Genomic DNA, 20,047 nt, shown 5'->3' with positions numbered 1-20,047 from the left:
ACCCCGCCGGCACCGCGGCCGCCGAGTCACCCGCGCCGCCGTACCCATGACCCCATGACCGCACCTCCCATACGTACAAGGACGCCATGAGTCAGCAGCACTCCGCCGCCCCGGCCCCCGCCTCCCGGCCCGACACGGCCCTCGCCACCGTCGCCCAGCGCCGCGACTGGTGGCGGGACGCGGTGATCTACCAGGTGTACCCGCGCAGCTTCGCCGACAGCAACGGCGACGGCATGGGCGACCTGGAAGGCGTACGCTCCCGCCTCCCGTACCTGCGCGACCTCGGCGTGGACGCCGTGTGGCTCAGCCCCTTCTACGCCTCCCCGCAGGCCGACGCCGGCTACGACGTGGCCGACTACCGGGCCGTCGACCCCATGTTCGGTAACCTCCTCGACGCCGACGCGCTCATCCGCGACGCGCACGGGCTGGGTCTGCGGATCATCGTCGACCTGGTGCCCAACCACTCCTCCGACCAGCACGAGTGGTTCAAGCGGGCCCTCGCGGAGGGCCCCGGCTCGCCCCTGCGGGAGCGGTACCACTTCCGCCCCGGCAAGGGCGAGGACGGCGAACTGCCGCCCAACGACTGGGAGTCCATCTTCGGCGGCCCCGCCTGGACCCGGGTCACCGAGCCCGACGGCACCCCGGGCGAGTGGTACCTGCACCTCTTCGCCCCCGAGCAGCCCGACTTCAACTGGGAGCACCCGGCCGTCGGCGACGAGTTCCGCTCCATCCTGCGGTTCTGGCTCGACATGGGCGTCGACGGCTTCCGCATCGACGTGGCGCACGGCCTGGTGAAGGCGGAGGGCCTGCCGGACCTCGGCTCCCACGAGCAGCTGAAGCTGCTGGGCAACGATGTCATGCCGTTCTTCGACCAGGACGGCGTCCACGAGGTCTACCGGCAGTGGCGCCGGGTCCTCGACGAGTACGCCGGTGAGCGCATCTTCGTCGCCGAGGCGTGGACCCCGACCGTGGAGCGCACCGCCCACTACGTGCGCCCCGACGAGCTGCACCAGGCCTTCAACTTCCAGTACCTGGGCTCCGCGTGGAACGCCGAGGAACTGCGTGAGGTCATCGACCGCACGCTGGAGGCGATGCGCCCCGTCGGCGCCCCCGCCACCTGGGTGCTGTCCAACCACGACGTCACCCGGCACGCCACCCGCTTCGCCAACCCGCCCGGCCTCGGCACGCAGATCCGCACCGCCGGCGACCGCGCGCTGGGCCTGCGCCGGGCCCGGGCGGCCACCCTGCTGATGCTGGCGCTGCCCGGTTCGGCCTACGTCTACCAGGGCGAGGAACTGGGGCTCCCGGACGTCGTCGACCTCCCGGACGAGGTGCGCCAGGACCCGGCGTACTTCCGCGGCGAGGGCCAGGACGGCTTCCGCGACGGCTGCCGGGTGCCGATCCCGTGGACGCGCACGGGCTCCTCGTACGGTTTCGGCGACGGGGGCAGCTGGCTGCCGCAGCCGGAGAACTGGGGCGGGCTCAGCGTCGAGGCGCAGGACGGCGTGCCGGGCTCCACGCTGGAGCTGTACCGCTCGGCGCTGGCGATCCGCCGGGAGCGGCCGGACCTCGGCGCCGGCGACGCGGTGGAGTGGCTGCGCGCCCCCGAGGGCGTCCTGGCCTTCCGGCGCGGGGAGTTCGTGTGCGTGGCGAACACCACCGGCGAGTCGGTGACGGTCCCGGCGTACGGCCGCGTCCTGCTCGCCAGCGGTGAGCCGGCGGAGGCGGACGGCGAGGCGAAGGTCCCGGCGGACACCACCGTGTGGTTCGCCGCCGCCTGACGGCCCCTCACCCGGCCCGGCACGGCCCGCTCCCGCTTCGGGGGCGGGCCGTCTGCCGTGTCCGGAAGGGCTGCTGAAAATCCTTTCCGTTACTTGCAGGACTCTTGCTGTAAGCGTTTCGTCGGCGATACGGTCGCGCGGGCGCCCGGCGACGAAGCCGACCAGGCAGTGCCGCGGCGCAGGGGTCGGACCCACCTGAGCCGTAATCGCAAGGAGTTCCCGCCTGTGATACCGAGATGGCCGGCGCCGCGCACGCGCCGTACCGCCCACGCCGGAAGGGTCGCGGCCGTCACCGTCGCCGCCCTCGCCGCCGCCCTCGTACAACCGCTCGCCGCCCGGGCGGACAGCCCGCCCGAGCCCCCGTCGGACGCCGAGCTCGCCGCCGAGCCCGCCCGGCACGACGCCACCCGGGAGCAGTTCTACTTCGTCCTCCCGGACCGCTTCGCCAACGGCGACACCTCCAACGACCGGGGAGGGCTGACCGGCACCCGCCTGACGACCGGTTACGACCCCACCGACAAGGGCTTCTACCAGGGCGGCGACCTCAAGGGCCTGACCGAGCGCCTGGACTACATCAAGGGGCTCGGCACCACCGCGCTGTGGATGGCGCCGATCTTCAAGAACCAGGCGGTCCAGGGCACCGGAACCAACGCCTCGGCCGGCTACCACGGCTACTGGATCACCGATTTCACCCAGGTCGACCCGCACTTCGGCACCAACGAGGACCTGGAGACCCTCATCTCCAAGGCGCACGCCAAGGGCATGAAGGTCTACTTCGACGTCATCACCAACCACACCGCCGACGTCGTCGACTACGAGGAGAAGTCCTACGACTACCTGTCCAAGGGCGCCTTCCCGTACCTGACCGAGGACGGCGAGCCCTTCGACGACGCCGACTACGCCGCCGCCGAGGACTTCCCCGCCACCGACGCCGACTCCTTCCCGCGCACCCCGACCGTCGCCGCGGACAAGAAGAACGCCAAGGTCCCGTCCTGGCTCAACGACCCGACGATGTACCACAACCGCGGCGACTCCACCTGGGCCGGCGAGTCGACCACGTACGGCGACTTCACCGGCCTCGACGACCTGTGGACCGAGCGTCCCGAGGTCGTCGAGGGCATGGAGAAGATCTACCAGCGGTGGGTGAGGGACTTCGACATCGACGGCTTCCGGATCGACACCGTGAAGCACGTCGACATGGAGTTCTGGACCCAGTGGGCGACGGCCCTGGACGCCTACGCCGCCCGGCAGGGCCGCGACGACTTCTTCATGTTCGGCGAGGTCTACTCCGCCGACACCGCCGTCACCTCCTCGTACGTCACCGAGGGCCGCCTGGACGCCACCCTCGACTTCCCCTTCCAGGACGCCGCCCGCGCCTACGCCTCGCAAGGAGGCAGCGCCCAGAAGCTGGCGTCGGTCTTCGGCGACGACTACGCGTACACGACCGACCGGGCCAACGCCTACGAGCAGGTCACCTTCCTCGGCAACCACGACATGGGCCGCTTCGGGTACTTCCTGAACCAGGACAACCCGGACGCCACCGACGCCGAGCTCCTCGCCAAGGACGAGCTCGCCAACGAGCTGATGTTCCTCAGCCGCGGCAACCCGGTCGTCTACTCCGGCGACGAGCAGGGCTTCACCGGCTCCGGCGGCGACAAGGACGCCCGCGCGCCGCTGTTCGCCTCCCGCGCCGCCGACTACCTCGACGACGACCGGATCGGCACCGACGCGACCCACGCGAGCGACGCCTACGACACCAGCGCGCCGCTCTACCGGCAGATCAGCGCCCTCGCCAAGCTCCGCAAGGCCAACCCGGCCCTCACCGACGGCGTCCTGACCGAGCGGTACGCGGCCGACGGCGCCGGCGTCTACGCCTTCTCCCGCACGGACGCGACGGCGAAGACCGAGTACGTCGTCGCCTTCAACAACGCCGGCGAGGCGAAGACCGCGACCTTCGCGACCGGCTCGGCGAACATGGCCTTCCGCGGCATCTACGGGACCGGCGCCTCGGTGAGGAGCGACGCCGACCGGAAGATCACCGTCACCGTGCCGGCCGGTTCGGCGATCGTCCTCAAGGCGGCCGGCCGGCTCCCCGCGCCCACCGCGAAGCCGTCCCTCACCCTGACCGCCCCCGCCGCCGGCGCCACCGGCACCGTCGAACTGACCGCCGACGTCGACGGCGGACAGCTCAACCGGGTCGTCTTCGCCGCCCAGACCGGCGACGGCGCGTGGCGGACGCTCGGCTCCGCCGACCACGCCCCCTACAAGGTCACCCACACCCTCGGCGAGGACGTACCGGCCGGCACCGCCCTGCGCTACAAGGCCGTCGTGATCGACTCGGCCGGGCGGACCGCGAGCGCGACGGCCGCGAGCACCACCGGCACCCCGCCCGCCGAGGAGGTGCCCACCGCCACCTCCCGCGACTACGCGATCGTCCACTACCGGCGCGCCGACGGCGACTACGACGACTGGGGCCTGTACGCCTGGGGCGACCTCGCCGACGGCGAGTCGACCACCTGGCCCGACAGCCACCCCTTCACCGGCCGCGACGCCTACGGCGCCTTCGCCTACGTCAAGCTGAAGCCCGGCGCGTCGAGCGTGAACTTCCTGGTGATCGACAAGGACGGCGACAAGGACGTCTCCGCCGACCGCACGATCGACGTCACCCGGACCGGCGAGGTCTGGATCGAGCAGGGCGAGGCGGAGGTCCTCACCGAACGGCCCGAGTACCCGGCACAGGACACCACCAAGGCGGTCGTGCACTTCCACCGCGCCGACGGGGACTACGACGGCTGGGGTCTGCACGTGTGGACCGGCGCCGCGAACCCCACCGACTGGTCGAACCCCCTGAAGCCGGTGAAGACTGACACGTATGGCGCGGTCTTCGAGGTACCGCTCACCGAGGGTGCCACCAGTCTCAGCTACATCGTCCACCGGGGCGACGAGAAGGACCTGTCCACCGACCGGTCGCTCGACCTCACGGCCGACGGCCATGAGGTGTGGCTGGTGAGCGGGGAGGCGCAGCACCTGCTGCCGCAGCCCGCGGGCTCCGCGGCGGCCCTGGACCTCACCACCTCCAAGGCCGTCTGGATCGACCGCGACACGGTCGCCTGGAACGGCTCCGAGGCGGCCGTCTCCACCCAGCTGCTGTCCTCCCGCGACGGCTCGATCGAGGTGCGGGACGGCACGCTCACGAGCGACGACGAGCGGTGGCTGCGGCTGACGAAGACCACCCTCACCGACGCCCAGAAGGCGAAGTTCCCGCACCTGGTGGACTACACCGCCTGGTCCGTCGACCCGCGCGACCGCGACCGGGTGCGCGAGGCACTGCGCGGCCAGGTCGTCGCCTCCCAGCGGGCCGCGAACGGCGCCGTCCTCACGGCGACGGGCGTGCAGACCGCCGGCGTCCTGGACGACCTGTACGCCGGCGCCACGAAGGCCGACCTCGGCCCGACCTTCCGCGACGGCCGCCCGACCCTGGCGGTCTGGGCACCGACCGCGCAGAGCGTCTCCCTGGACCTGGACGGCACCACCGTCCGGATGAAGCGCGACGACACCACCGGCGTCTGGTCCGTCACCGGCCCGAAGTCCTGGAAGGGCAAGCCCTACCGGTACGTGGTGAAGGTGTGGGCGCCCAGCGTCCGGAAGATCGTCACCAACGAGGTCACCGACCCGTACTCGGTCGCCCTCACCGCCGACTCCGAGCACAGCCTGGTCGTCGACCTGGCCGACGCCTCCCTCGCCCCGAGCGGCTGGACGTCACTGGAGAAGCCCGCGGCCGTACCGCTGAAGGACGCCCAGATCCAGGAGCTGCACGTCCGGGACTTCTCCGTGGCGGACGGCACGGCGGACCACCCGGGCACCTACCTGGCCTTCACCGACCAGGACAGCGACGGCTCGAAGCACCTGCGCGAGCTGGCCGCGTCGGGCACGTCCTACGTGCACCTGCTGCCCGTCTTCGACATCGCCACCATCCCCGAGAAGAAGGCCGACCAGGCGACCGTCGACTGCGACCTCGCCTCCTACCCGGCCGACTCCGACCAGCAGCAGGCGTGCGTGGCGAAGACGGCCGCGAAGGACGCCTACAACTGGGGCTACGACCCGTACCACTACACGGTCCCCGAGGGCTCCTACGCCACCGACCCGGACGGCACCGCCCGCACGGTCGAGTTCCGCGAGATGGTCAAGGCGCTGAACGAGGACGGCCTCAGGGTCGTCATGGACGTCGTCTACAACCACACCACCACCAGCGGACAGGCGGACACCAGCGTCCTCGACAAGGTCGTGCCCGGCTACTACCACCGGCTCCTCGCCGACGGCTCGGTCGCCAACAGCACCTGCTGCGCCAACACCGCCACCGAGAACGCCATGATGGGCAAGCTCGTCGTCGACTCGGTCGTCACCTGGGCCAAGGAGTACAAGGTCGACGGCTTCCGCTTCGACCTCATGGGCCACCACCCGAAGGCCAACATCCTCGCCGTGCGCAAGGCGCTCGACGCCCTGACCCTCGCGAAGGACGGCGTCGACGGCAAGAAGATCATCCTCTACGGCGAGGGCTGGAACTTCGGCGAGGTCGCCGACGACGCCCGGTTCGTGCAGGCCACGCAGAAGAACATGGCCGGCACCGGCATCGCCACCTTCTCCGACCGGGCCCGCGACGCGGTGCGCGGCGGCGGCCCCTTCGACGAGGACCCCGGCGTCCAGGGCTTCGCGTCCGGGCTGTACACCGACCCCAACGGCTCGCAGAGCAACGGCACCGAGGCCGAGCAGAAGGCCCGCCTGCTGCACTACCAGGACCTGATCAAGGTCGGTCTCTCCGGCAACCTCAAGGCGTACACCTTCACCGACACCGGCGGCGTGCAGGTCACCGGCGCCGAGGTCGACTACAACGGCAGCCCCGCCGGTTACGCGGACGCACCCGGCGACGCCGTCGCCTACGCCGACGCGCACGACAACGAGTCGCTCTTCGACGCCCTCGCCTACAAGCTGCCGTCGTCGACGAGCGCCGCCGACCGGGCCCGCATGCAGGTCCTCGCCATGGCCACGGCCACCCTCTCCCAGGGCCCGGCCCTCTCCCAGGCCGGCACCGACCTGCTGCGCTCCAAGTCCCTGGACCGCAACTCCTTCGAGAGCGGCGACTGGTTCAACGCGATCCACTGGAACTGCGCCGACGGCAACGGCTTCGGGCGCGGACTGCCGCCGGCCGCCGACAACGCCGCCAAGTGGCCGTACGCCCAACCGCTGCTGACCGGGATCAAGGCGGTGGGCTGCCCGCAGATCCAGGGCGCCTCGGCCGCCTACCAGGACCTGCTGAAGATCCGTACGACGGAGAAGGCGTTCTCCCTCGACACGGCGGCGCAGGTGCAGTCGGCGCTCTCCTTCCCGCTGTCCGGCAAGGACGAGACGCCCGGCGTGATCACCATGGAACTCGGTGACCTGGTCGTCGTGTTCAACGCGACGCCCGACGCGCAGGAGCAGCGGGTCGCCGCGCTCGCCGGGACGGGCTACCGCCTGCACCCGGTCCAGGCAGCCGGCGCCGACGCCACCGTCAGGAAGGCGACCTACGCCACGGAGTCCGGCACCTTCGCCGTTCCGGCACGGACCGTCGCGGTGTTCACCCGCACCGCCTGACCCGCACGGCACCCCGGTGGAGCAGACCCACGCCCGGGTCTGCTCCACCGGCGTGTCCGGCGCCACCGGCGACGCCACCCCCCGCGGCGACTAAGGTGAACCCGTCCCCGCCGTAGAACAGGAGTACCCATGCCGCAGATCACGGTCGACTACTCGGCCACCATGGCGACCGCCTTCGACCGGGCCGGCTTCGCCCGTGCCCTGCACACCGCCGTGGTGGAGATCGCCGCCGCCAAGCCGGAGGCCTGCAAGACCCTGTTCCGCCCGGCGGACCTCACCGCGTTCGCCTACGAGGAGGAGGGCCACGCGATCGTCCACGTCACCCTCGGCCTGCTCGCCGGACGCACCGAGGAGACGAAGGCGAAGCTGACCGAGGCCGTCCTGGAACTGCTGCGCACCCATGTCGAGGACGGCGGGTTCGCCCTGCACGCCTCCGCCGAGGTGCGGGACCTCGACCCGTCGTACCGCAAGTTCGAGAGCTGAGAGCCGCTCCTCAGGAGACGAGGGCGAGCAGCCGGGCCGCCAGGTCGCCGAACGGGCCGTCGCCCGGTTGGGCGGCGAGCACGGGCCTCAGCAGCGCCCGCAACTCCTCGTCGTGCGCCGCGCTCACGGCCGTCAGCGCGGCGAAGTCGTGGACGAGCTGCACCTCCAGCTCCGCGCGCGGAATGCGCCGCCCGTCCAGCCAGAGCAGCGCCGTCGACTCGGCGAGGGAGATCCAGGAGCGGATCACCAGCTCCAGCCGGGCCGGCGGGTCGGCGACCTCCAGGTGCGCCAGGATCTGCTCGTAGGCGGCCTGGCGCACGGAGTCGACGAGCGCGTTGGTGGTCGACACGTGGCCCATCGAGCGGACTTGGTCCGCGGGCACCGCCGGGCCGCCGCGCATGAGGGCCGAGAAGCCGGGGCCGTGCTCGTCGACGAAGTCGAAGTACCGGTGCATGACCCGCAGCAGCCGCGCCCCCAGCGGCCCCTCGTGCGGCTCGGTGAACCGGCCCGCCAGATCCTCCGACGCCCGCTTCAGGGCGGCTTCGTACAGGCTGAGCTTGCCGGGGAAGTAGTGGTAGACGAGCGGCCGCGAGATGCCGGCGGCGGCCGCTATCTCGTCGATGGAGACCTCGTCGGGCGAGCGGCGGGCGAACAGGTCGAGGGCGACGCCGATCAGCTGCTGCCGCCGCTCCTCGACTCCCATCCTGCGGCGAACCCCGGTAGTCATACGAACACCTTACCGATCGAATCCGGACGTGAACGGACCGGATCGGCCGAGGGGTTCGCTCAGCGGAGCCCTTCGACGGACCGGCCGTCCTCCAGGGTGCCCCTCAGCTCCGCCCGGGCCCCCTGCTCGGTGCGCACGGCCAGCAGATTGTCCTCGGCCGAGCCGTTCACCCCGCCCGTCGCCCGCACGGACCCGGTGTCCTTGTCCCCGGCGGCGAGCAGGTACCAGGAGCCCCCCTTCGACCTCCACAGCACCCCGGCCAGCACATGCGGATCGCGCGGACCGCACGCCGGGACGTCCCCGGCCTTCGCCACCGCCGCCCCGAACAGCCCGCCCGGCACCCGGAACTGCGCCAGCACCCGCGTCCCGTCGCCCCGCCAGGTCTCGGCCCGCGTGCACACCCACGACGCCGACCCGCTGTCGTCCGGCAGCGGCTGCCGCGCGTACGCCCACGCGTTGACCGTCCGGACGCCCTGGCCGCGCACGTCGCCCAGCGAGCAGGCGAACGGCGCCCAGGTGCGCAGCGCCTCCGCGCCCGTCGCCTCCTTCGGCCTGGTCGGCCGGCCCGCGGTGAGGCGGGCGGGGACCAGCTCGCCGAGGTCGCTCACCAGGTACGAGCCGGAGGCGTCGGTCAGCTCCAGCACGTTCCACGTGGTGCAGGCGCCGGGCCGGGTGGCGGGGCTGGCCAGCGGTGAGGTGATGCCGTCGGTCAGCGTCAGGTCCATCAGCCCGGCACCCGGCTTCGACAGGTCCCGCTCCGCCGCCTTCGTCACCCAGGGGGCGGTCAGGTAGCGGACGTTGCCGTCGGCCCGGTCCAGGACCACCGCGGCCGCCTCGGCGCCGGTCGCGCCGTCCGTGCGCGCGAAGTCCAGGGCGGCCCCGGCGGTGCCCTCCTTCGGCTCGGCGTAGCGGGCGATGCGCAGACCGTCGTAGAGGATCACCACGCGCGCGGTGCCTGCGTCCCCCGCGAACAGCAGCTGGGGCGGGCCGGACGGCCCGCCGGACGGCGTGCCGGGAGTGACCGAGACGCGCACGGCCGCGCCGGGCCGGGCCCAGACGGCGAGGGCGCGGCGCAGCAGCGCGCTGTCGCGGGTGAGGCCGCCGCGCGCCGGCCAGACGGAGAAGTCGGTGCGGGCGGAGGTCTTCCAGGCGGCGGGGGAGACCCTGACCAGCCGGCCCGGATCGAGGGCCGCCTCGGCCGCCGGGTTCCGCGCGTACACCGGGGCGGCCGCGCCGTCGGGACCCCAGCCGTCGCCCGGCAGGGCGACCAGGGCGCCGCACACGGCGAGCGCGGCCGCGGCGGCGAGCGCGGCCCTGCCGTGCCTGCGGCGGCGCATCAGATCGGTGGGGCGGGCCTGGAGCGCGCAGGGGTCGAACTCGGGGGAGTCGAACAGCGCGTACCGCGCGCCGAGGGGGTCCGCCTCCCGCAGCGCCGCCTCCACGTCGTCGACCCCGGCGCCGCCGAGCACCTCGCGCACGTCGCCGTCGGGGAGCTTCTCCAGGCCGCGCAGGGCACAGGCGGCCCGGGCCGGGCCGGACAGGACGGCGAGCTCCTGGTCCAGGGCGAGCTCGTCGGCGCCGCCGGAGCGGGGGAACAGGCGCAGCCCCCACACCTGGGGCAGCAGCGGCGGCAGCTGGGCGCGCTTCGGCCACGCGCGGCGCCGCAGCGGCAGGCCCGCCTCCAGCGCCCCCCGCACCACCTGGAGACGGACGTAGGCGTAGCCGGGGCCGCCGTCGCGGGCGGTGGACTGGGCCGGGATGACGGGTGCCGAGGACCGGCCGCGGGGCAGGGCGCGCTGGACGAGGGCGTGGGCGGTCAGCACACGGCGGTCCCGGCCGAGGCCGGACGGCAGCACCAGGTAGGCGAGCCGGACCAGACGCGGATAGTGCTCGACGAGCGCGGCCTCGGCCTGCTCGACGTCGACGGCCCGGTCGGCGGGGGAACCGGGTGCGGGGCGCGGGGCGACATCCTGTGACTGCACGTCCAGCCAAACGAGCCGGCCGGTCGATGGTCACCGCCGCAGGGGCGGGTCAGTCCTCCGCGGCGGTCAGCGTCCGCGCATAGTTCGTCATGGACCGCCGGTACCGTGGGAGGTGCCCGGCGAGTGCTTCCAGGACCAGGGCGAGGCCCTCGCGGTCGCGGCCCAGGCCGGACAGGCACAGAGCGAGCGTAGCCCGTACGGCGTCGTCCAACTCGTCAGCAGGGGCGTCGAGTTCGGGCATCAGCAGCGCGATGCCCTCCTCCGGCCGCCCGATGTTCCGCAGCGAGCTGGAGAGCTGGATCCGGGCGCGCCTGCCCCGGTAGCCGTCGAGACCGCGAGCCAGCGCCTCCCGGTACAGCGGGACCGCCTTGTCGGAGTGCCCCGTGGAGTCCCAGGCGCAGGCCTGCTCGAACGGGCGGAGCGGGCTGCCCTCGGGCAGTTCGGCGACGAGCGCGTCGATGACGGCCCGGAAGCGGGCCGCGTCCTGCTCGGGATGGTCGTCGAAGCGGGCCCAGGCGGCGGTGACGCGGTCTTCCCAGTCGTGGTCCACCGACCCACCTTCGCACGTCTGTTTCCGGAGGACACCGCCTTTTTGAGCGGACCGGGCTCGGGAGCCGTATCCAGGGCGAGGCTCTCGCAGGGAGGACAGATGAAGGTGACCCGACCCATGCTCGCGGTGGCCGGCGCCGCCGCGGTGCTCGTGCTGACCGGCTGCGGCTCCGACGGGGGCGCGCGGGCCGTCCCGGAGACGGCCACCGGCAGCCTGGAGCACCTCGCCGCCGAGGTGGAGTGCACCCCGAACATGCAGATCGACGCCGACGAGATCCGCCAGGCCGTCTGCAAGGACACCGACGGCAAGTTCATCCTCGCCACGTTCGCCACCGACCGCGGCCAGCGCGAGTGGATCAACGGGGCGAAGGACTACGGCGGCCACTACCTCGTCGGCCGCAAGTGGGTGGCCGTCGGCGAGACCGGCACGGTGACCGCGCTCCAGCGCACGCTCGGCGGCGACATCGAGGAGGGCACGGACCACTCGGCGCACACCGCGCACGAGTCGTCGGACGGCACCGCGCACTCCGGTCACTGAGGCCCGCCGCACCCGGGCGGCACGAAGGCCGGCGGTGAGGGATCCCCGAGGGGTCCTCACCGCCGGCCTTCGGTCGTCGGGGCGGGCCGGGCCGGGTCCGCCCCGTCAGACCGTCACTTGCAGCGCTTGCCGGTGTTGATGCAGTTGACCATCTTGTTCATCAGGTTCGTCGAGAAGAAGTTGATGAAGTCGTTGTGGTCGGTGATCGGCTTGTGCAGCTGCTCGGGGAAGGTGTCCACCGCGTACGGGTTCACCACCTGGCCGTTCTCGATCGTCGGCGCGGGGACGTCGTAGACGAGACGGACCTGGAGCTGGGGGATCGCCTTGAAGCCGTTGGCGCAGGTGCCGTCGGCCTGGACGAACGCCACGTGGGTGCGGTGGTTGGCGCTGTCGATGTTCTGGCCGTCCCAGCAGCTCTGGAAGTTGGCCGTGCGGACCACCTTGCTGCCCTCGGGGCAGATCGGGTACTGCTCCTTGAGCTGCACCTTGTTCTCGAAGCCGGTGCAGCTCCAGTTCACGTTGGCGTTCGCGGTGCCGTTGACGAAGGCCTTGGCGTCACCGGTGATGATGCGCAGGGCGGTCGGCATCGCGACGACCGGGCCCGCCTTGTTGCCGACGAACGTCAGCTGCGCCTGGGCGGGCTGGAGGATCCGGCCGACGTTGCCCTCGGTGCCGCCGCCGGCGTTGTTCTGGTCGAAGTCCTGCGTGCCGTCCTGGAGACGCAGCACCGGCCAGAAGTACGACGACCTGTCGCCCTGGTTGCGGCAGCTGGTCTCGGCGGCCGCCAGCTCCTCGTCGCTGGCGAAGGCGTCGTTGTTCTGGTTGCCGACGTAGTCGTGCAGGTGGTGGGCGCCGTTGGTGACACCGGGGGCGACGATCACGTTGTCCGTGTTGTGGTTGTCGTTGCCGTTGGTGCCGCAGCTCGTGGTGAAGGTGCCCCGCGAGCCCGACCGGCCGTTCGCGGCGAGACCGTTCGCGCCGACGCCCAGCTGGGCGTTGGACTGGACCGTGGTGATGTCCACGAAGTCCGCGGCCACCGGGCCGTTGCCGCCCTGGCCGCCGTTGCCCTGCTCCTGGCCGTCGTCGCCCGTCTGGCCGTCGTCGTTCTGCTGGTCGTCGTCGTTCTGGCCGCCGTTCTGGCCACCGTTGTTCTGACCGCCGTTGTTCCGGCCGCCGTTGCCGTTGCCGGCGTTGGTCTGCGGGTCGGCGGTCTGGGGTGTGCAGGTGGCGAGTTGGCTCAGGTTCCGCGCCTGGCCGCCGACGCGCTGGATGCTGATGCGGATGCGGTCGATCGTGGCGGACCGCTTCTCCGTGAGCGGGCCGAGGATCGCGTTCTGCACGAAGTTCGTGTCCTGCGCCTGTGCCTGACGCGTCGAGGCAAGCCGGGCGTAGGCCTCGGTGATCTGCTTGTCGAGGTTCGCCAGCTCCTTGTCGACACCCGAGCGCGCCCGGTCGGGCACGTCGGTCAGCTGCTGCCCGACGTCCGGGCACGAGATGGTCGCCACCTGTGTGGCGGCGGCCTTGGTCCGGTTCTGCGCCGAGTTCTTCGACTCGTGCGCCGAAGCGTAGAAGTTCGCCCAGATCAGCCCGCCCCCACCGAGCGCTAGGGCCGCCGATGCGGCTATGGCCTTGGTGGCCATCGACGAACGGCGTTTACGTGTGTTGCGTCCCATGGAACTCCTCTGACTTCCTTGCGGGGCAGCATCGAGGCGCCCGACAGGAGTGAAGCGGCTCCCTCCCATACGCACGCCGCCCCCGAGGTGTTCAGCCGTCCCGGGAATCGATGACGGTTCCATGGCACAATTCGGCCCCAACGCCCGCACACGTGACAGCGGCAACAGCCGTACGCGCAAAGGGAGTTGAATGGATCACCGGACGGGGTCCAGTCGCGCGAGCACCTCGGCCTCGACCTCCGGGGCCAGTCCCTTCCCGATCCGGTCGGGCCGTTGGGGCGCCGTGCCCCCGAGGTCCCGGAGCCACCGCCAGGTGTCGGCGACGGTGTCCTCGACGGGCCGGCAGGACAGCCCGGCCGCCACCGCCCGGGAGACGTCCGCGGAGTGCAGCGCGTCGTGCAGATCGCTGCCCGGCGGCACCCAGACGGGCAGTTGCGTCCACGGCTCGATGCCCGCGTCGAGGATCACCCGCGGCGCGGCCCAGCGCAGCTCGGCCGCCGAGCCGGTGGCCCGTACACACGCGTCCAGCAACCCGCCGATAGTGGCGTGCCCCTGAGGGCTCATCAGGTTGTACGGTCCGCTCGACCCGCGCTCCACCGCCCCGAGGATCCACTCGGCGAGGTCGCGCACGTCGACGTACTGGAGGGGGAGGTCACGCGGTCCGGGCGCCAGGACGGGGCCGCCGCGGGCGATCCGGTTGAGCCACCAGGGCAGCCGGCCGACGTTCTCGTACGGGCCGAGGATCAGCCCGGCACGGACGAGGAGGGAGCCGTCCGCGCCGAAGGCGCCGACCGCGGCCAGCTCGCCGCCCCGCTTGTCGCGCGCGTAGTCGGTCGGCCCGCCGTCGGCCTCGGCGCCCTCGACCACGGGCGCGTCCTCGGTGTACCCGGCGGGCGGCGCCCAGGAGTAGACCGAGCAGCTCGACACGTACACGTATCTGCCGGCGCGGCCCCGCAGCAGCCGCGCCGCCTCGTGCACCGCGCGCGGGGCCGACGACCAGGTGTCGACGACGGCGTCCCACTCGCCCCCGGCGAGGGCGGCGAGCCCGTCCGGGGCGGTGCGGTCGCCGACCAGCGCCCGCGCCCCGGGGACGGCCGCGTGCCGCCCCCGGTTGAGGACCGTCACCTCCCAGCCGCGTCCGAGGGCCGCCTCGACGACGGCCCGCCCCACGAACTCCGTACCGCCCAGCACCAGAAGTCTCATGCCGGTGACTGTGCCCGGTCGGGGTCGGGAGGGGGAAGCGTCCTCTGCCGATGGCAGAGGACGCTTCCCCCCGGCTGCCGGCCGGGGGTTCAGCAAACGGCCGGGAGTTCAGTGGGCGGTCGGGGTTCAGCGGGCGGTCGGCGGGATGTACTTGTAGCCGACCCGGCGCACCGTCTGGATGCTCTGGCGGTGGCCCGCGCCCAGCTTGCGGCGCAGCCGGGCGATGTGGACGTCGACCGTGCGGCCGTCGCCCACGTGGCCGTAGCCCCAGACGGTGGTGACGAGCTGGTCGCGGGTGTGCACCCGGTGCGGGTGTCCCACCAGGTGCGCGAGCAGCTCGAACTCCAGGTACGTCAGGTCGAGTTCACGCTCGCCGACCCAGGCGGTGCGCTGCACGGTGTCGATCCGTACGAGCGGTTCGCCGGCGTGGTCCGGGTCGTCGGCGACCTCGTCGTCGGGCCGGTCGACCACCGCCACCGGCGGGAACGGCGGCTGCTGGTCGGCCGGGACCAGCACCAGGTAGCCGATCATGGGCGGCTGTCCCGGAAGGGTGGGCAGGGTGTGCGGGGGAGCGGGCAGCCAGGTGGCGCCCGGCGGCAGGAAGTCCGCGACGTCCACCACCTCGTCGCGGTCCACGGCCCGCAGACGGTGGCGGGCCGGGGTGGAAGGGGCGGTGCGGGGGGCGGTGGAGAGGGAACGAGTGGTCGCCATGGAAGGTCAGCTCTTTCGCGCGAGGAGTTCGTCGGACGGGACACGACGGCCGCGAGGGGTGGGCGGGCTCGTCGAGGGACGTACGTCGTTCGCGCCGGCCGAAGGCCGGGGTGGGGCTTTAGAGGGCCGGCGCGTTCATCGCGCGGCAACACACACGGTCGAAGTCGTGGTGCTGACGGGAAGGCCAGAAGGGCTCGAGGTCATGGCGACCCGTCGCGAGGTACTTCCGGAAGCTGGCCATGGTCCCATTGAAGCAGACAGCCGCTCGGGACAGGAGAGTTCTCTCACTGCTTGGACGTTTCCGAGGGGTCGGGGACGCCCCGGAGCAGGGGTGGGAGCCGCTCCGACGAGGCGTCAGGGACACCCCCCCCTGAAACACGGAAGGGGCGCCCGCCGAGTCGGCGGGCGCCCCTTCACGGGACCCTCGGGGATCAGACCTGGCCGGCCTTCTCCAGCGCGGAGCAGCAGGTGTCCACCAGCAGGCGGGTCACCACGTACGGGTCGACGTTGGCGTTCGGACGGCGGTCCTCGATGTAGCCCTTGCCGTCCTTCTCGACCTGCCACGGGATACGGACCGAGGCGCCGCGGTTGGAGACGCCGTAGGAGTACTCGTTCCACGGGGCGGTCTCGTGCAGACCGGTCAGGCGGTCGTCGATGCCGGCGCCGTAGTTCTTGACGTGGTCGAGCGGCTTGGAGCCCTCACCGAGCGACTCGGCCGCGGTGATGATCGCGTCGTAGTTCTCGCGCATCGCCTTGGTGGAGAAGTTGGTGTGCGCGCCGGCGCCGTTCCAGTCGCCCTTGACCGGCTTGGGGTCCAGGGTGGCGGAGATGCCGAAGTCCTCGGCGGTGCGGTAGAGCAGCCAGCGGGCCACCCACAGGTGGTCGGAGACCTCCAGCGGGGAGACCGGGCCGACCTGGAACTCCCACTGGCCCGGCATGACCTCGGCGTTGATGCCGGAGATGGCGAGACCCGCCTCCAGGCAGTTCTCCAGGTGCGCCTCGACGACGTCACGGCCGAAGATCTCGTCGGCGCCGACACCGCAGTAGTAGCCGCCCTGCGGGGCGGGGAAGCCGCCCTTGGGGAAGCCGAGCGGGTAACCGTCCTGGAAGAAGGTGTACTCCTGCTCGATGCCGAAGATCGGCTCCTGGGCGGCGAACTTCTCGGCGACCTCGGCCAGCGCGGCACGGGTGTTGGACTCGTGCGGCGTCATGTCGATGTTCAGCACCTCGCACAGGACGAGGATGTCGTTGCCGCCGCGGATCGGGTCGGGGCAGGTGAAGACCGGCTTGAGGACACGGTCCGAGGAGTGGCCCTCGGCCTGGTTCGTGGAGGACCCGTCGAAGCCCCAGATCGGCAGCGCGTCGAGCCCGGCGGGCTCGCCTGCGATGATCTTCGTCTTGGAACGGAGCTTCGCCGTCGGCTGGGTGCCGTCGATCCAGATGTACTCAGCCTTGAAGGTCACGGGCCACTTCCTTCGGGGGTGTGTCTGACGCACTGCGGGTGCTGCGGCGCTGCGGCACTGAGGCGCCGCTGTTGTCTGCTCGGCAGCCTGTCAACCAGCGATTTCCCGGTCATTGCTCGAATGTGAACCCCGTGTTACCTGGTGGTGCTGTGGCGCGTCTCACGCTGTGAGGGCGTCCGCCCGGTCCGGAGTCGCCGTTCGCGGTCGCGCACGCGCGGGGGTACGCGCGCGGACGGCGGCTCGTATGCGATGGGAATGGCGAGGACGCGCCGGGGCAGAAGTCGCCGGTCAGGGCCGCGTACCTGTGCCAGGCCCTGCCGCGCCCTGCCGATGCTGCTGCGGCCCACCCCGCGCCGGGTGCGGACGTTCTTGGAGTGGGAGACCGGGAGAGCGGCGCTCGGCCCCGACCGGCTGCGCCTCCAGGAGGCCGCCGCGGGCTTCCCGGCCGCGAAGCCGGTGACCGGCCCGCGTCCGCGCCCGAGGTACTGCCACCTCACGGAGTTCCTGTCCCGAGCCTCACCCCACCTTCTCGATCACGGCCCGGCGGATCAGGAACTTGCCGGGCTCACGGACCTGCTCGAAGGCGGCGTCGTTCAGCAGCACGCAGCTGCCGGAGACCGACGTCACCTCGACCGTCGTGGACTTGCCGTTGTCCAGGTTGGTGACCTTCAGCCGGGTCCCGGCCGGGAACCGGTCGCTGGACGCGGCCGGGGCGCCCGCCTCGCCGGACAGGGTGACCGTGGAGCCGGTGCAGACCTGCTGACCGGAGACCGCGCCGGCGTCCCCGGCCTCTCCGGCCTCTCCGGCCTCTCCGGCGGGCGTGCTCCCGGCCGGCTGCGAGGGCTGCTCCGGCTGGGGGGACGTCGTCTGTGGGGCCGTCGTCCGGGGGGCCGTCGTCCGGGAGTCCTGAGCCGACTCCCCTACGACGCACCCGGACGCCTCCTGCTGCACCTCGATCTGCGCGATGACCGCCTCACGGTTGGCGATCCGTGCCGCGGACTGCGCGTCCGGGGCGGCCCGCTGGCCGTCGATGAACCGCTGGTTGTCGCCGAGGGCGGTGGCCAGGCCCTGGCAGACGGACGACTCGGCGGCCGTCCGCGGGGACTGGGCGGCGTTCGAGGTGGCCGCCATGACGAAGGCGCCGCCGCCCGCCACCGTCGCGGCGCTCACCAGCAGGGCGAGCTTCTTCTTCGGACCGAGGGTTCTCCTGCGCGACACGCGCGCCTCCTGGGAGGTAGGGGTGCGTACGCCGCTATGTACGAGATGCCGAACGAGGTCGCTCAACCGTCACAGCAGTCGATGGAAGTGGCGCGCGTCACACGGCGGTCGGCCCCGCTCGGCTCCGGGTCAGCCCTTCTCGCGCTCGTAAGCCGCCACCGTGCCGTGGACGTGCCGGAGCAACGCCTCGGTTCTGGCGACGAGTTCGGCCTCGCCGGTGTCGGCCTCGCCGGTCCCGTCCTCATCGGTCTCGGCCTCATCGGTCTCGGCCTCATCGGTCTCGGCCTCATCGGTCCCGGCCTCGCCGGTTTCGGCCTCGCCGGTCTCGGCGCCGGCGGTCCACCGGCCGTTCGCGAACACCACCGAGCGGACGGTCGTCAGCCGCCGGACGACCCCGGCCGAGGAGCCGGGCGGTGCGGTCGGCAGACCGGCCTCCGGCGGCGGGTCCAGCGGGACCACCCGGTACGTGGCCGGGTCCGCCGACGCCCTCGCGAACACCCGCGAGGCGTCCTCGACCCGCGCGAAGCTCAGCACGGTCACCGTGATCTGCGTCCGCCGCTCGGCGGTGTCCGTGAACAGCGCCGCCGTCAGCCGGGAGCACTCCTCGCCCTGTCCGACGAGCTCCGCCGGCCCCACGGACGTGCCCTGCGAGCAGTCGGTGGTGGTGGCGAGGTCGACCCGCGTGTACCGCGAGCCGTCCTCCAGCCGGACGATCGTCCGCGGGAACGCCTGCTCGGGCCGGATCACCGGCCGGGCGAGCAGCGAGGCCAGGGCGCTCGGCGCGGCGGAGGGGAGGCCGGCGTCCACGGAGGGCACGGCCGGGCCGGACGTCGCCGGGGCGGCCGGCGCGGCGGACGCGGGGTCGCCGCCGTCGTCCCCGCCCGCCGTGACCACGGCACCGGCGGCCACGGTGGCCACGAACACGACGCAGGCCCCGGCGCGGGCCGCGCGCCGTCCGCGCCGCCGTCGGCGTATCCGCTCCCGCTCGGCCGCCGACCGGACGCACGGATCCGGCTGTCCGTCCGCAACCCCTTGATCACCGAAGGTCATGGCGGCGGAGAGTAACAGGCGGAAGCGCTGCCGGGACCCTGCCCGGGGTGATCGGGAAGGCAGGGCCTAGCGGGACAGAGCGTCCCGTACGGCCTCCTCCGTGCGGGCCACGACCGCCGTACCGTCGTCGGCCGTGATGATCGGCCGCTGGATGAGTCCCGGATGCTCGGCGAGGGCCGTGATCCAGCGTCCGCGGGCGCCGGCGTCCCGCGGCCACTCCTTCAGGCCCAGCTCCTTGGCCGCGGCCTCCTGGGTGCGCGTGATGTCCCACGGCTCCAGGCCCAGCCGGTCGAGCACGTCCCTGATCTCGTCCTCGCTCGGTACGTCCTCCAGGTAGCGGCGGACGGTGTAGTCGGCACCCTCGGCGTCGAGCAGACCGATCGCGCTGCGGCACTTGGAACAGGCGGGGTTGATCCAGATCTCCATGCGGCTCACGGTATCCGGCCGGCTCCGCGGTGCCCGTGAACCCGTTCTCCCCGTGCGTCACCGCACCCCCGAAATCCTTTGTGGCCAGGGGCTTTTGTCAGTGGTGGGCAGTAGAATTGAAGCAGTGTTCGAGGGTTCCGCCGGAGGTTCCGGGCCGGGGCCCCGACCGCGACAGGAGGATGCCTGTGCCCGCTGCCGCACTCCGGCCGAAGCCGCTGCCGACCCAGTCCACCGCGAAGCGTCCCGTCCAGCTCGACCTGCCGTACGTGCCCGTGGAGAAGCGGCCGCTGCCGGCCGGCCGCCCGCGTGAGTGGTACGTCACGCACAACCGCCGCCTCAAGGCCCTGCGCCTGGCCATCGCCCTCCTCGACTCGGGCGTCTACCTGCCCCGCCAGGCCCGTAACGAGAAGATCCGCAGCACGGCCCGGCTGATCGGCGTCCACCCGCCGTCGGACACGACGTGCCACATGGTGCGCGCGCTGATGCGGCAGTCGAAGTGAGCGGGGCGGCCGGGGGCCGGGGCCCCCCCCCCCCCCCCCCCCCGCCCCCCCCCCCCCGCCCCCCCCCGGCCCCCCCCCCCCCCGCCGACACCCCCCAAAACCCCCCCCACCC

General features: G+C 72.6%; 15 protein-coding genes and 1 pseudogene. 6 read left to right on the top strand and 10 right to left on the bottom strand.

From position 1 onward, the window contains the following. The first annotated feature begins 86 nt into the window (after positions 1-86). The 3 genes from ACFV9M_RS00135 to ACFV9M_RS00125 all read left to right on the top strand — a co-directional run bounded on the left by ACFV9M_RS00135 (position 87) and on the right by ACFV9M_RS00125 (position 7,895). Positions 87-1,781 carry a glycoside hydrolase family 13 protein gene (locus tag ACFV9M_RS00135; RefSeq protein ID WP_385061972.1) on the top strand — a complete coding sequence of 565 codons (1,695 nt, stop codon included), beginning with the start codon at positions 87-89 and terminating at the stop codon, positions 1,779-1,781. A gap of 225 nt (positions 1,782-2,006) precedes the next feature. Further along, positions 2,007-7,412, top strand: coding sequence for a pullulanase-type alpha-1,6-glucosidase (gene pulA / locus ACFV9M_RS00130; RefSeq protein WP_385061970.1), 5,406 nt, complete (start codon positions 2,007-2,009; stop codon positions 7,410-7,412). Positions 7,413-7,541: 129 nt separating this feature from the next. Then, complete coding sequence (locus tag ACFV9M_RS00125) at positions 7,542-7,895, top strand: 5-carboxymethyl-2-hydroxymuconate Delta-isomerase (RefSeq protein WP_385061968.1); 354 nt, start codon at positions 7,542-7,544, stop codon at positions 7,893-7,895. Positions 7,896-7,905: 10 nt separating this feature from the next. Here ACFV9M_RS00125 and ACFV9M_RS00120 read toward each other — a convergent pair whose 3' ends face one another. Genes ACFV9M_RS00120 through ACFV9M_RS00110 form a run of 3 tightly spaced genes read right to left on the bottom strand, consistent with a single transcriptional unit; the run spans position 7,906 to position 11,154 of the window. Next, positions 7,906-8,622: a TetR/AcrR family transcriptional regulator gene (locus tag ACFV9M_RS00120; protein ID WP_385061966.1), complete on the bottom strand. Its 717-nt coding sequence runs from the start codon at positions 8,620-8,622 to the stop codon at positions 7,906-7,908. Between the two features lie 59 nt (positions 8,623-8,681). Beyond that, positions 8,682-10,604 (bottom strand): hypothetical protein, encoded by a 1,923-nt coding sequence (locus tag ACFV9M_RS00115; protein ID WP_385061964.1) that lies wholly within the window; start codon positions 10,602-10,604, stop codon positions 8,682-8,684. A gap of 49 nt (positions 10,605-10,653) precedes the next feature. Continuing rightward, positions 10,654-11,154, bottom strand: a complete 501-nt coding sequence (locus ACFV9M_RS00110) for a tetratricopeptide repeat protein (RefSeq protein ID WP_385061962.1) — start codon at positions 11,152-11,154, stop codon at positions 10,654-10,656. A gap of 99 nt (positions 11,155-11,253) precedes the next feature. Between ACFV9M_RS00110 and ACFV9M_RS00105 the strand changes: the two genes are divergently transcribed. After that, positions 11,254-11,691 carry a hypothetical protein gene (locus ACFV9M_RS00105; protein ID WP_385061961.1) on the top strand — a complete coding sequence of 146 codons (438 nt, stop codon included), beginning with the start codon at positions 11,254-11,256 and terminating at the stop codon, positions 11,689-11,691. Positions 11,692-11,804: 113 nt separating this feature from the next. Here the strand turns inward: ACFV9M_RS00105 and ACFV9M_RS00100 are convergent, their stop codons facing one another. The 4 genes from ACFV9M_RS00100 to glnII form a co-directional block, all read right to left on the bottom strand. Beyond that, positions 11,805-13,364: a DUF1996 domain-containing protein gene (locus ACFV9M_RS00100; RefSeq protein ID WP_385061959.1), complete on the bottom strand. Its 1,560-nt coding sequence runs from the start codon at positions 13,362-13,364 to the stop codon at positions 11,805-11,807. A gap of 195 nt (positions 13,365-13,559) precedes the next feature. Beyond that, complete coding sequence (locus ACFV9M_RS00095) at positions 13,560-14,567, bottom strand: NAD-dependent epimerase/dehydratase family protein (RefSeq protein ID WP_385061958.1); 1,008 nt, start codon at positions 14,565-14,567, stop codon at positions 13,560-13,562. A gap of 126 nt (positions 14,568-14,693) precedes the next feature. Then, positions 14,694-15,278, bottom strand: coding sequence for a winged helix-turn-helix domain-containing protein (locus ACFV9M_RS00090; RefSeq protein ID WP_385061956.1), 585 nt, complete (start codon positions 15,276-15,278; stop codon positions 14,694-14,696). Between the two features lie 431 nt (positions 15,279-15,709). Beyond that, entirely contained in the window at positions 15,710-16,741 is a 1,032-nt protein-coding gene (gene glnII, locus ACFV9M_RS00085) for a glutamine synthetase (protein WP_385061954.1), read from the bottom strand. Between the two features lie 321 nt (positions 16,742-17,062). On the opposite strand from glnII, the pseudogene ACFV9M_RS00080 reads away from it, so the two are divergent. Further along, positions 17,063-17,221 (top strand): annotated as a pseudogene (locus ACFV9M_RS00080) (alpha/beta hydrolase); the annotation flags it as partial. Between the two features lie 36 nt (positions 17,222-17,257). Here ACFV9M_RS00080 and ACFV9M_RS00075 read toward each other — a convergent pair. The 3 genes from ACFV9M_RS00075 to ACFV9M_RS00065 all read right to left on the bottom strand — a co-directional run bounded on the left by ACFV9M_RS00075 (position 17,258) and on the right by ACFV9M_RS00065 (position 19,435). After that, entirely contained in the window at positions 17,258-17,959 is a 702-nt protein-coding gene (locus ACFV9M_RS00075) for a hypothetical protein (RefSeq protein WP_385061952.1), read from the bottom strand. A 129-nt stretch (positions 17,960-18,088) separates the two neighbouring features. Then, positions 18,089-19,009: a hypothetical protein gene (locus ACFV9M_RS00070; protein WP_385061951.1), complete on the bottom strand. Its 921-nt coding sequence runs from the start codon at positions 19,007-19,009 to the stop codon at positions 18,089-18,091. A 66-nt stretch (positions 19,010-19,075) separates the two neighbouring features. Beyond that, positions 19,076-19,435 carry an arsenate reductase family protein gene (locus ACFV9M_RS00065; RefSeq protein ID WP_385061949.1) on the bottom strand — a complete coding sequence of 120 codons (360 nt, stop codon included), beginning with the start codon at positions 19,433-19,435 and terminating at the stop codon, positions 19,076-19,078. A gap of 185 nt (positions 19,436-19,620) precedes the next feature. Between ACFV9M_RS00065 and ACFV9M_RS00060 the strand changes: the two genes are divergently transcribed. Further along, the gene (locus ACFV9M_RS00060; RefSeq protein ID WP_385061947.1) at positions 19,621-19,935 is read left to right on the top strand and encodes a hypothetical protein; all 315 of its coding nucleotides are present in this window, start codon (positions 19,621-19,623) and stop codon (positions 19,933-19,935) included. The last annotated feature ends 112 nt before the right edge of the window (positions 19,936-20,047 follow it).

Source organism: Streptomyces sp. NPDC059895 (genome assembly GCF_042731035.1).
In the GTDB taxonomy this organism is placed as follows: domain Bacteria; phylum Actinomycetota; class Actinomycetes; order Streptomycetales; family Streptomycetaceae; genus Streptomyces.
The sequence above is the reverse complement of the archived record's forward strand: the minus strand, read 5'-3'. Positions and strand labels throughout refer to the sequence as shown.